General features: G+C 60.0%; 10 protein-coding genes. All 10 read left to right on the forward strand.

What is annotated here, in order from left to right:
* Positions 1–89 precede the first annotated feature (89 nt).
* Positions 90–1,025, forward strand: a complete 936-nt coding sequence (locus EXN68_RS16950; protein WP_142841979.1) for a LysR family transcriptional regulator — start codon at positions 90–92, stop codon at positions 1,023–1,025.
* A 103-nt stretch (positions 1,026–1,128) separates the two neighbouring features.
* Positions 1,129–1,608 carry a formate dehydrogenase subunit gamma gene (locus EXN68_RS16955; protein ID WP_065116827.1) on the forward strand — a complete coding sequence of 160 codons (480 nt, stop codon included), beginning with the start codon at positions 1,129–1,131 and terminating at the stop codon, positions 1,606–1,608.
* A complete protein-coding gene (locus EXN68_RS16960; protein WP_142841980.1) occupies positions 1,605–3,161 on the forward strand; it encodes a formate dehydrogenase beta subunit in 1,557 nt (518 codons plus the stop codon). Before EXN68_RS16955 ends, EXN68_RS16960 begins: the two co-directional genes overlap by 4 nt.
* A gap of 4 nt (positions 3,162–3,165) precedes the next feature.
* Entirely contained in the window at positions 3,166–6,048 is a 2,883-nt protein-coding gene (gene fdhF, locus EXN68_RS16965) for a formate dehydrogenase subunit alpha (protein ID WP_142841981.1), read from the forward strand.
* A gap of 68 nt (positions 6,049–6,116) precedes the next feature.
* On the forward strand, positions 6,117–6,458 hold the full coding sequence (locus tag EXN68_RS16970) for a formate dehydrogenase subunit delta (protein WP_142841982.1): 342 nt from the start codon (positions 6,117–6,119) through the stop codon (positions 6,456–6,458).
* A 113-nt stretch (positions 6,459–6,571) separates the two neighbouring features.
* Entirely contained in the window at positions 6,572–8,224 is a 1,653-nt protein-coding gene (locus EXN68_RS16975) for an OFA family MFS transporter (protein ID WP_142841983.1), read from the forward strand.
* A gap of 656 nt (positions 8,225–8,880) precedes the next feature.
* Positions 8,881–9,906 (forward strand): LacI family DNA-binding transcriptional regulator, encoded by a 1,026-nt coding sequence (locus EXN68_RS16980; RefSeq protein ID WP_142842086.1) that lies wholly within the window; start codon positions 8,881–8,883, stop codon positions 9,904–9,906.
* 34 nt (positions 9,907–9,940) lie between these two features.
* The gene (locus EXN68_RS16985; RefSeq protein WP_142841984.1) at positions 9,941–10,894 is read left to right on the forward strand and encodes an ABC transporter substrate-binding protein; all 954 of its coding nucleotides are present in this window, start codon (positions 9,941–9,943) and stop codon (positions 10,892–10,894) included.
* Complete coding sequence (locus EXN68_RS16990; RefSeq protein ID WP_142841985.1) at positions 10,891–11,694, forward strand: ATP-binding cassette domain-containing protein; 804 nt, start codon at positions 10,891–10,893, stop codon at positions 11,692–11,694. The genes EXN68_RS16985 and EXN68_RS16990 overlap by 4 nt, the downstream gene beginning before the upstream one ends.
* Complete coding sequence (locus tag EXN68_RS16995) at positions 11,691–12,695, forward strand: ABC transporter permease (protein ID WP_142841986.1); 1,005 nt, start codon at positions 11,691–11,693, stop codon at positions 12,693–12,695. Before EXN68_RS16990 ends, EXN68_RS16995 begins: the two co-directional genes overlap by 4 nt.
* Positions 12,696–12,699: the final 4 nt, after the last annotated feature.

Genomic DNA, 12,699 nt, shown 5'->3' on the forward strand with positions numbered 1-12,699 from the left:
GTTGTTGTCGGATTTGCGACGAGGCGCGTCAGGCACTAGTGTCCGGTTGCGTGCTGTCGCGCGCAGCGACACTTGTCATGGGAGGACGCATGATCGACAAGCTGGAGTTTTTCATCGCATTGGCGCGCGCGGAGCATTTCGGGCGGGCCGCGGAGGAATGCGGTATTTCGCAGCCCAGCCTCTCGGCGGCGATCCGGCAACTGGAGGATCAACTGGGTGTCGTTCTGGTGGTGCGCGCCGCCCGTTATCAGGGGCTGACGCCGGAGGGCCAGCGTGTGCTGGAATGGGCGCGCCGCATCGTTGCCGATACGCGCACCATGCGCGAGGAAATGCGCGCCGCCCGCAAGGGCCTGGCCGGCCATATCCGCCTTGCGGTCATTCCCACCGCGCTTGCGATGGTGCCGCGATTGACGGAACCGTTTCAGGCGCGCCATCCGGATGTTACCTTTTCCGTGACGTCACGTACCTCGCTTCAGGTCTTGAGCCAGATCGAGAATCTCGAGATCGATGCGGGAATCAGCTATCTCGACAATGAGCCGCTGGGGCGGGTGACGACGGTGCCGCTTTATTCGGAGCGATATCACCTGATCGCAGCGGCCGGAACGCCTTTGGCCGATCAGGAAAGCGTTACCTGGAGGCAGGTTGCCGGTCTTAGGCTATGCCTATTGACTTCGGACATGCAGAACCGCCGTATCATCAACAAGCACATGGCGGAAGCGGGTGTGGAGGTGAAACCTACGCTCGAATCCAATTCGATGATCGTGCTTTTTTCCCATATTCGGACCGGACAATGGGCTTCAATAATGCCGCGTAACATAGCGGAATCATTTGGTTTTCCAAAGCAGATAAAAATGATCCCAATCATCGAGCCCGATGCCGAGCATCTCGTGGGGTTGATTGCGACTTACCGCGAACCGCATACGCCGCTGGTTTCGGCGCTTCTTCATGAGGCGCGGCAGCGCGCTTCGGAGCTGGTTTTTGATAGGAAATCCCTATCGAGCGACGGAAACACCGTATTGACCTGATCCTGCCGCTCTCGCCATTCTCGCTGTCAATGCAGGGGCTGCGAAAGGGCTGAAAATGTCCTTCTCGCCATCCTTGCCCCTGTCGGTTTGGGAGGACTGGCTTATGAATATCCAGGCGGTTGCCGCAGATGAGGCGGCCCGTGTTTCCGCGGTTATTGACGACTTTATTCACCTCGAAGGGCCGATGCTGCCCATCCTGCACGCGGTTCAGGAAGAATTCGGCTACATTCCCGAAAGCGCCAAGCAGATCATCGCCTCTGCACTGAATGTGTCGCGGGCGGAGGTGCATGGGGTCGTAACCTTCTATCCGGATTTTCGTGATCATCCTTCCGGCCGACATGTCTTGAAGCTCTGTCGCGCCGAGGCTTGTCAGTCGATGGGTGGCGAGCCTCTGGCGGATACCATCAAGTCCCGGCTCGGCCTTGACTGGCACGAAACCGCCGCTGACGGCTCCGTCACGCTGGAACCGGTTTTCTGTCTCGGGCTTTGTGCGCAGGCGCCGGCCCTGATGCTGGACGGCGAAGTCCATGCCCGCCTTGACGAGGACTGTCTTGGCGACATTCTGACGGAGGCGCGCCGATGAGTGTCACCGTTTTTGTTCCCGGCGATTCCGCCGCGCTTGCCGTTGGTGCAAACCGTGTTGCCGACGCCATTGCCCGGGAGGCGGCCAGCCGCAATCTTGATGTGCATGTTGTCCGCAACGGTTCGCGCGGCATGCTCTGGCTCGAAGTGCTGGTCGAAGTGCGCACCGACCACGGCCGCATCGCCTACGGGCCGGTGAACGCCGGCGACGTCGCCTCGCTTTTCGATGCGGATTTTCTGACTGGCGGCGAGCATCGTCTCTGTCTCGGGCCGACCAAGGACATCCCGTTCCTGAAAAGCCAGACGCGTCTGACATTTGCGCGCTGCGGCGTCACTGATCCATTGTCGCTTGAGGATTATCGCGCCTATCAGGGCATGAAAGGCCTCGAAAAAGCCGTCGCCATGGCGCCGCTCGACATCGTCGCCCAGGTGACCGAAAGCGGCCTGCGCGGACGCGGCGGCGCAGGTTTCCCCACGGGCATCAAATGGAAGACCGTTGCCGATGCGGTGGCCGACCAGAAATATATCGTCTGCAATGCGGACGAGGGCGATAGCGGCACCTTCGCCGACCGCATGATCATGGAAGGCGATCCCTTCGTGCTGATCGAAGGCATGGCGATTGCCGGCCTTGCCGTTGGTGCGACGAAGGGCTTCATCTATACGCGCTCGGAATATCCACACGCGATCAAGGTCATGGAGCAGGCAATCGAGATCGCCCGCCGTGAAGGCATCATCGGCGCCTCTGTCCTCGGTTCCGGGCGGGCCTTTGATCTCGAAGTGCGCATGGGTGCCGGCGCCTATGTCTGCGGCGAGGAAACATCACTTCTCAACAGCCTGGAAGGCAAGCGCGGCACCGTGCGTGCCAAGCCGCCGCTACCCGCCCTGCAGGGCCTGTTCGGAAAACCCACCGTCGTCAACAATGTGATTTCGCTGGCATCCATTCCGGTCATCATGGATCTGGGTGCCGCTTTCTATCGCGATTTCGGCGTTGGCCGTTCGCATGGCACGATCCCCATCCAGCTTGCCGGAAACATCCGGCATGGCGGGCTTTACGAGACAGCCTTCGGCCTGCCGCTCGGCCAGCTGGTCAATGATATCGGTGGCGGCACGATCACCGGACGTCCCGTCAAGGCGGTGCAGGTGGGCGGTCCGCTCGGCGCTTATTTCCCGGTTTCGCTGTTCGACACGCTCTTCGACTATGAAGCCTTTACGGCGGCTGGTGGCCTTATCGGGCATGCCGGTATCGTGGTTTTCGATGATACCGCCGATATGCTGCATCAGGCCCGGTTCGCGCTGGAATTCTGCGCCGTTGAAAGCTGCGGCAAGTGCACGCCCTGTCGCATCGGCTCGACGCGCGGCGTCGAGACGGTTGACAGGATCGCGCTCGGAATCGAGCGGGAGAAGAACACCGCGCTCCTCGCTGACCTCTGCGAGACCATGAAATTCGGTTCGCTTTGTGCGCTTGGCGGCTTCACGCCCTATCCCGTCATGAGCGCGCTCCGGCATTTCCCTGATGATTTTGCCCCCATCCCACGTGTTGAAGCGGCGGAGTAAGACCATGGCCCTTGTTTCTGAATTCGACTACGGAACCCCGAAATCCCGCGCAACGGACATGGTGACGCTCACCATCGACGGCCGGCAGATCACCGTACCGGCGGGAACGTCGATCATGCGGGCCTCACGCGAAGCGGGTATCGATGTGCCGAAACTCTGCGCCACCGATATGGTGGATGCTTTCGGTTCCTGTCGGCTCTGTCTTATCGAGGTGGAAGGCCGCAACGGCACTCCCGCCTCCTGCACCACGCCCGTCGCCGCCGGTCTTGTCGTGCATACGCAGACGGAGCGGCTGAAGCAGATCCGCAAGGGTGTGATGGAGCTTTATATTTCCGATCACCCGCTCGACTGTCTGACCTGCGCGGCCAATGGCGATTGCGAGCTGCAGGACATGGCGGGTGCCGTGGGCCTGCGCGATGTGCGCTACGGTTATGAAGGTGACAACCACGTCAAGGCACGCACCGGTGATGGCGATCTCAATGCCCGCTGGATGCCGAAGGACGAAAGCAATCCCTATTTCACCTATGATCCTTCCAAATGTATTGTCTGCTCGCGTTGCGTGCGCGCCTGCGAGGAAGTGCAGGGCACGTTTGCACTGACGATCGAAGGGCGTGGCTTTGAAAGCCGCGTGTCACCCGGCGCGCATGAGGCCTTCCTTGATTCCGACTGCGTTTCCTGCGGCGCCTGCGTGCAGGCCTGTCCCACCGCGACACTGACGGAAAAATCGGTGATCGAGATCGGCCAGCCGGAGCATTCGCTGGTCACGACCTGCGCCTATTGTGGTGTCGGCTGTTCCTTCAAGGCGGAAATGCGCGGCGAAGAGCTGGTGCGCATGGTGCCGTGGAAGGACGGGCAGGCCAATCGCGGCCATTCCTGCGTCAAGGGTCGTTTCGCCTATGGTTATGCAACCCACAGAGACCGTATCCTCAACCCGATGATCCGCGAAAAGATCAGCGATCCCTGGCGGGAAGTCACGTGGGAAGAGGCTTTCTCCCATGTCGCGTCGGAGTTTCAGCGCATCCAGGGCCAATATGGCCGGGAAGCCATCGGCGGCATCACCTCGTCCCGCTGCACGAATGAAGAAACCTTCCTCGTTCAGAAACTCATCCGTGCCGGTTTCGGCAACAACAATGTCGATACCTGTGCCCGCGTCTGCCACTCACCCACGGGCTATGGTCTCGGTCAGGCTTTCGGCACCTCGGCGGGAACTCAGAATTTCGACAGCGTGGAGCATTCCGACGTCGTCGTGGTTATCGGTGCCAATCCGACGGACGGGCACCCGGTCTTCGGTTCCCGGCTGAAAAAGCGGCTGCGGCAGGGCGCAAAACTGATCGTCATCGATCCCCGCCGTATCGATCTCGTGCGCGGCCCGCACGTGGAGGCATCCTTCCACCTGCCGCTGAAGCCCGGCACCAACGTCGCCGTGCTGACGGCGCTTGCACATGTGATCGTCACCGAAGGCCTGTTCAACGAGGCCTTCATCCGCGAGCGTTGCGACTGGTCTGAATTCGAGGATTGGGCCGCTTTCGTTGCCGAGCCTCAGCACAGCCCGGAAGAAACCGAAAGTTTCACCGGTGTTCCGGCGGAAGAACTGCGCGGGGCCGCCCGCCTTTATGCCCGGGGCGGCAATGGTGCGATCTATTACGGCCTTGGCGTGACCGAGCACAGTCAGGGGTCGACCACGGTCATGGCGATTGCCAATCTGGCCATGGCAACCGGCAATATTGGTCGCCCCGGTGTGGGCGTCAATCCGCTGCGCGGGCAGAACAACGTTCAGGGCTCCTGCGACATGGGCTCGTTCCCGCATGAGCTTCCGGGTTACCGGCATATTTCCGATGACGCCACGCGCGACATCTTCGAGAAACTCTGGGGCGTAAAGCTCAACAACGAGCCGGGACTGCGTATCCCCAACATGCTCGACGCTGCCGTGGATGGCAGCTTCAAGGGCATCTACATTCAGGGCGAGGATATTCTCCAGTCCGATCCGGACACGAAACACGTGTCCGCCGGTCTTGCCGCCATGGAATGTGTTGTGGTGCACGATCTCTTCCTGAACGAGACGGCGAATTATGCCCATGTCTTTTTACCCGGTTCCACTTTCCTCGAAAAGGACGGCACCTTCACCAATGCCGAACGCCGCATCAACCGCGTGCGCCGGGTCATGTCGCCGAAGAACGGCTTTGCCGACTGGGAGGTGACACAGAAGCTGGCGCAGGCCATGGGGCTTTCATGGAACTATGCACATCCGTCGGAAATCATGGATGAAATTGCGGCGACGACACCAAGTTTCGCCAGCGTTTCCTATGATTATCTCGAGCGGAACGGTTCGGTGCAGTGGCCCTGCAACGAGAAGTTCCCGAAGGGGTCGCCGATCATGCATGTCGACGGTTTCGTACGCGGCAAGGGCAAGTTCATCCGCACGGAATATGTGGCGACGGACGAACGCACCGGCCCGCGTTTCCCGCTGCTGCTCACCACTGGCCGCATCCTGTCGCAATACAATGTCGGCGCACAGACGCGGCGCACCGAAAACGTCGTGTGGCATGAGGAGGATCGGCTGGAAATCCACCCGCATGATGCCGAACAGCGCGGCGTCAAGGATGGTGACTGGGTGAAGCTTGCCAGCCGCTCCGGAGACACGACGCTGAGGGCGCTGATCACCGACCGCGTGGCGCCGGGCGTGGTCTATACGACCTTCCACCATCCCGGCACGCAGGCGAACGTCATCACCACCGACTTCTCCGACTGGGCAACGAACTGTCCCGAATACAAGGTGACCGCCGTGCAGATATCACCTTCCAACGGGCCGACGGAATGGCAGGAGGAATATGACGCGCTCGGCCGCCGGTCGCGGCGGATCACCGGCAAGCTGGAGGCAGCCGAATAATCGGGGCCGGGGGGTGCCCCGGCCACTTGAAACATGGACGCCGACCGGCAGGCGGCGCGGGGAACAGTATGTTGCTTAATCACACCGACGAAAAACTGGTGAGAATGGCGAACCAGATCGCGACTTTTTTCCTGTCTCAGCCGGAGGATGTCCGCATTGACGGTGTCGCCACCCACATCAATAAATTCTGGGAACCGCGCATGCGCCGCCGGTTTTTCGAGATCGTGGATGCCGGTGCCGGCGATTTTCTGCCGCTGGTGATTGCAGCCTCAGCGGAGATCAAGAGACCCGGAACGCCCACCGCCGATGCGGTGGGGCTTGGGGAGGATGCAAAGGGTGCGCCGGGAGGCAAGGGGCCGGCTGCGGGTGAGTCCCTGTCCGAGCCGAGTATTCCCGAAACCAGACACTGAACGCGGCGAGGGCCGCCTTTATCTATTGCCGCATGGGAGAGCATTCGGCGGTTTCGCCCTGCCATATGGGGCGTATGAAATTTGTCCAGACATCCACGAGGGAGGTAATGTCGATGGCAGTAGCAGGCGTATCTGCGGGAGAACCGGTGCAGGCCGGAATTCTGGACCGCGAACGGATCATAGCAAAACCCGGATTTAACCGCTGGCTGGTGCCGCCGGCAGCATTGGCCATTCATCTGTGCATCGGCATGGCCTATGGCTTCAGTGTTTTCTGGCTGCCATTGTCGAAGGCCCTGCCGGCGACGGACCCCAGTTGCTCCAGTCTCACCCTTGTCGGCGCTTTGTTTACCACGCAGTGCAACTGGCGCGTGGCCGATCTTGGCTGGATTTACACGCTGTTTTTCGTCCTCCTGGGTTGCTCGGCGGCAATCTGGGGCGGCTGGCTGGAGCGGGTGGGACCACGCAAGGCCGGTTTCGTTTCCGCCTGCTGCTGGTGCGGCGGCATTCTGGTCGCAGCACTCGGCGTCATGACGCATCAATTATGGCTCATGTGGGTGGGCGCGGGTGTCATCGGCGGTATCGGTCTCGGCCTTGGTTATATCTCGCCGGTCTCGACGCTGATCAAATGGTTCCCGGATCGTCGCGGCATGGCGACCGGCATGGCCATCATGGGCTTCGGCGGTGGGGCGATGATCGGTGCGCCGCTTGCCAATATCCTGATGAACACCTTCAAGACGGATGTTTCCGTCGGCGTCTGGCAGACTTTTGTCGTCATGGCGTTGATCTATTTCGCCTTCATGATGGCCGGTGCCTTCGGGTATCGTATTCCGCCGGCCGGCTGGCGTCCGGAAGGCTGGACGGCGCCTGCGGCCAAGAGCGCGATGATAACCCATCGTCACGTGCATCTGCGCGACGCGCACAAGACACCGCAGTTCTGGCTGATCTGGGCGGTTCTGTGCCTGAACGTCTCGGCCGGCATCGGTGTTATCGGCATGGCCTCGCCGATGCTGCAGGAAATTTTCGCTGGCTCGCTGATCGGCCTGCCGGGTGTGGGCTTCGCCGAGCTGGATGCGGGGCAGAAGGCGCAGATTGCCGCCATCGCGGCAGGTTTCACCGGCCTGCTGTCGTTGTTCAACATCGGCGGGCGGTTCTTCTGGGCCTCGATGTCCGACAAGTTGGGCCGCAAGAACACCTACTTCTGCTTCTTCATCCTCGGCATCATTCTTTATGCGCTGGCCCCGACACTGGCGACGATGGGTTCCAAGGCATTCTTCGTTCTGGCTCTGGGCATCATCCTGTCGATGTATGGGGGTGGTTTTGCGACCATTCCAGCCTATCTCGCCGATATCTTCGGCACGCAGTTCGTCGGCGCCATCCACGGCCGGCTGCTGACGGCATGGGCAACGGCGGGCATTGCCGGACCGGTAGTGGTCAATTACATCCGTGAAGCGCAGATAGCCGCCGGTGTTGCGCCGGGTCCGGCGCTTTACACCAGCACCATGTATATTCTGGCGGGCATGCTGGCGATCGGCCTTGTCGCCAATGCGCTGGTGAGGCCGTTGCCGGAGAAATGGTTCATGTCGGATGCGGAGGTTGCCGCACTTCAGGCAAAAACCGCTGCCGCCAGCGCCGGCCCGACCGGTTCCTTCGGCATCGGCAGGGGCGGTCTCGATACCAAGGCTGTCTTCGCCTGGCTCGCTGTCGGCATACCGCTCCTCTGGGGCGTGTGGGTCACGGTAAAGAGCAGTCTGGCGCTGTTCGGCTGAGCGTTCATCACATTCGGGTGGCGCTAATCAACGTGCCACCCGGAGAAGTGCGTGCCAGCCCACGGTCGGCATATCATTTGATCAGGCCATATCAGGGGGCGGCTCGGACCCATGTCCGATGAGCCTCCCCCCGTTTGCGAAAAACTCCGGTTCACGGCGGGTTCAAATCCCGCTCCGCAATCATCTGAACCTGGAGAATTTGTCAGCCAAGCCACGTCTTGGAGCATTTTTCAGTAAAAGTGCTTAGCTGTTTTACGTCCGGAAAATTTGGAAAAACAAAAGGATAGAGCACCTCCAACAAACCCGTTTGGATTGGGCGTCCTTTAGAAATTTCCCGCCGTCAGGCGTGCGGGAGACCTTGTTCTTCCCAAGTTATCTCACGGTCGGCAGCAGGCCGGCTCTCCCGGCGATTGCGGGTTTTCGACTTAACCTTTGATCGGTCATCTAAAATCTAGCCTTGTCATGCCTGTCGATCCGATCGGGAGATCGAAACGCGGGCGACACCCTTGCCCGGCAGCAATTTTCGTGGCGGCGACGACATCATATTGACTCCGTTCGAATTTTGGATTTTTTTGTAAACCGGTTTAGTAAAGCGATTTACAAACCGAAGAGAGGTCGAAAAAGACCCGATGAGTGGAACAGGAAATGGGAATATGATGGCGCGAAATCATGCGACCAGTCTGAAGGACGTTGCCCGGGCCGCGGGTGTTTCCGTTGCGACGATATCGCGATTGCTGAACGGTACGCTGGAGCTGCCGGCAGAGACGAAAACGCGCATCGAGAGCGCTATTCGCGAGCTCAATTATGTCCCTAATCCCCATGCCCGGCGTTTGAGCCGCGGACGCTCGGACACGATCGGCCTTGTGGTTCCAGATATCGGCAATCCGTTTTTCGGCATGCTCGTCGCGGCCGTGGAAGAAGAGGCAGATCGACGCGGTCTTGCCGTATCGCTGTTTGCCACGCTGAACCGCACGGGTCGCGAATTGTCATATCTGCGACTGCTTGCCCGTAACCATGTCGATGGGCTCGTCTTCATCACCAACCATCCCAATACCGATGAACTGGCAGAACTGATCAACACAACCGGCAAGGTCGTGGTGGTGGATGAAGATGTGCCGGGCGCAATCGTTCCCAAGCTCTTTTGCGATAACGAGCAAGGGGGGCGCCTCGCGGGAGCGCATCTGGCGGAGCACGGACATCGCCGGGTGCTTTACGTCGGCGGTCCCGAGGACATGATCAGTACAGAACGTCGTTTCAGCGGCTTCAAATCCGCACTCTCCGAAAGGGTGGCGCAGGCGGAGCTTTCGATTTCCAGATATTGCGGCGCATATACAGTCGAATTCGGCCGGGCGGCTGCCCGACGCTTTCTGGAGGAGGGGCGTCCGGCGACGGCGATATTCGCAAGTTCGGACGAAATCGCCATCGGGTTTATCGAGGTCCTGCGTGCTGAAGGCGTGCGCATTCCGCAGGATGTCTCGATGATCGGCTTCGATGATGTCGGGCCACTGCATCTTTTTGCACCGCCGCTCACCGCCATTCGCCAGCCTGTCAGCGCCATTGGCCAGCGCGCCCTGTCGCTCCTGCTTGAAACCAATTGGGATCAGAACCCTCCGTTTCCATCGGAGGAGTTGCTGCCCGTCGAAATCGTCGTGCGTGAATCCGTTGCGCCGCCCGCGATCTAATAAAAAGCAACGAACCAACAGAGGAAGAACGATAATGCCAAATTTGAAACGTCGATATTTTTCTGCGGCTCTCGCTGCGACCGTCCTTTCCGGCGCGACCTTGTCTGCTGGTCTGGTCCATGCCGCTGAAAAGACCATTGCCCTGGTGCAGATCAATCAGCAGGCGCTGTTTTTTAACCAGATGAACGAAGGTGCGGAAAAAGCGGCGAAAGAAGCCGGCGTCAAGCTGGTAATCTTTAATGCCAATAACGATCCCGCGGCCCAGAACAGCGCGATCGAAACCTACATCCAGCAGAAAGTGGACGGCATCGCCGTCGTCGCCATTGACGTCAACGGCATCATGCCGGCTGTAAAGCAGGCGGCTGCCGCCAATATTCCCGTCGTTGCGATTGACGCCATTCTGCCGGAAGGCCCGCAGAAGGCGCAGATCGGCGTGGATAACGGCAAAGCCGGTGCCGACATGGGGACATTCTTCCTCGACTACGTGAAATCAGACATGGGCGGCAAGGCCAAGATCGGCGTCGTCGGCGCTCTGAATTCCTTTATTCAGAACATTCGCCAGAAGGGCTTTGAAGAAACCATCAAGGACAAGTCCGGCATTACGGCCGCCGGCGTCGTCGATGGCCAGAATGTTCAGGACACCGCACTTTCCGCAGCGGAAAACCTGATCACCGGCAATCCGGACATGACCGCAATTTATGCCACGGGTGAGCCGGCCCTTCTGGGCGCGGTCGCTGCCGTTGAAAGCCAGAGCAAGCAGAAGGACATCAAGGTCTTCGGTTGGGACCTGACCAAGCAGGCGATCGCCGGTATCGATGCGGGTTATGTTGCAGGTGTCATCCAGCAGGATCCCGCCGCAATGGGTGCGGCCGCTGTCAAGGCGCTCAAGACGGTTGCCGATGGCGGCACGGTCGAAAAGACCATCGCCGTGCCGATAACCATCGTCACCAAGGCCAATGTCGAACCCTACCGCGCGGTTTTCAAATGATTGCCGCCGGACAGCACACAGGCGCTGTCGACGGCACCGGGGGAGATATTCTCTCCCGGCAAGCCGATCGTGAAGCGCGTATCTCGTTGCGTAACATCCGCAAGACATTCGGGTCGCATCAAGCACTTCGGGGTGTTGATCTCGACATTTTTCCCGGTGAATGCCTCGGCCTCGTCGGCGACAATGCCGCGGGCAAATCGACCCTGACCAAGGTGATCTCGGGAACTTACATTCCGGACGAGGGCACGATCACAATGGAAGGCGAGACCATTCGCCTTTCAGGCCCGGCCGACGCCCGCAATCGCAACATTGAAATGGTCTTTCAGGACCTGAGCCTCTGCGACCATATCGATGTGGTGGGGAACCTCTTCCTTGGACGTGAAATCACCAAGGGACCGTTCCTCGACCGGCAAACCATGCTTACGGAAGCCCGCAAGATGCTGGATGCGCTGGAAATCCGCATACCGCGTCTCACCGCCAAGGTGGAAAAGCTCTCCGGCGGCCAGCGCCAGGCGATTGCCATTGCCCGGGCGGCCTCTTTCAATCCGAAGGTCCTGATCATGGATGAGCCCACCTCGGCGCTTGCCGTTGCGGAGGTGGAAGCCGTGCTTTCGCTCATCAATCGTGTCAAGGCGAAGGGCGTATCGGTCATTCTCATCACCCATCGCCTTCAGGATCTCTTCCGCGTCTGCGATCGCATTGCTGTCATGTATGAGGGCACCAAGGTGGCGGAGCGCCAGATCAACGAGACCGGCCTTGAAGACCTCGTCCGGCTGATCGTGGGAGGACAACGCCATTGAACGTCTATACTGAACGCGCCAAGGGCTCACCGCTGTCGGATTTCATCGCGGAAAATGCGCAAGTCCTGTCGATCGCGGTATTTTTCGCCCTTTGCCTGGTGTTTTTCTCCGCCACGACGGACACGTTTCTGACGGCCGGCAATCTGTTGAATGTCATTCGTCAGGCCGCGCCGATCCTGATCGTCTCGATTGCCATGACGCTGGTTATCATAACCGGCGGTATCGACCTGTCGGTCGGTTCCATGGTGGCGCTTATCAATGCCGTTGGCGCCATTCTGCTGGCGGCGGGTTACGCCTGGCCGCTGGTTCTGGTCGCCATGCTGATGCTGGGTGGGGGGCTTGGCCTGCTGCAGGGCTGGTTCATCGCCTATCAGGGTATTCCGGCATTCATCGTCACACTGGCCGGCCTGTCGATCCTGCGTGGTGTGGCACTGTACATCACCCAGGGTTATTCCATACCGATACCTGACGCGCCGGGCTTTTTCTATCTCGGTCGTGGCGATCTGCTGGGTATGCCCGTTCCGGCATTGATCGGAATATTCATGACGGCGATCGCCTATGTCATTCTCTCGAGCACACGATATGGACGCCGCGTCGTGGCCGTCGGCTCCAACCTTGAGGCGGCGCGGCGCGTCGGCATGCCGGCGAAGTGGATTCTCGCTTCCGTCTATCTCGGCGCCGGGGTGGCGTCCGCCATTGCCGGTCTCCTGATTGCGGCCCGGCTGGGTTCGGGTTCCTCCAACGCGGCGGTCGGCTTTGAATTGCAGGTCGTGGCGGCGGTGGTTCTCGGCGGGACATCACTGATGGGCGGCCGCGGTACCATTCTCGGCACCGTGCTCGGTACCATGACGATCGCGGTGATCGGTAATGGCCTCATCCTCATGCATATCTCGCCGTTTTTCACCCAGATCGTTACTGGTGCGATCATCCTTGCCGCTATCTGGCTCAACACGCGCATCTTCACCACCAATTTCCGTTTCGGCGTGAAAAGAAAGGGTTGATGTC

The organism is Martinezella rhizogenes (assembly GCF_007002745.1).
GTDB lineage: Bacteria > Pseudomonadota > Alphaproteobacteria > Rhizobiales > Rhizobiaceae > Agrobacterium > Agrobacterium cucumeris.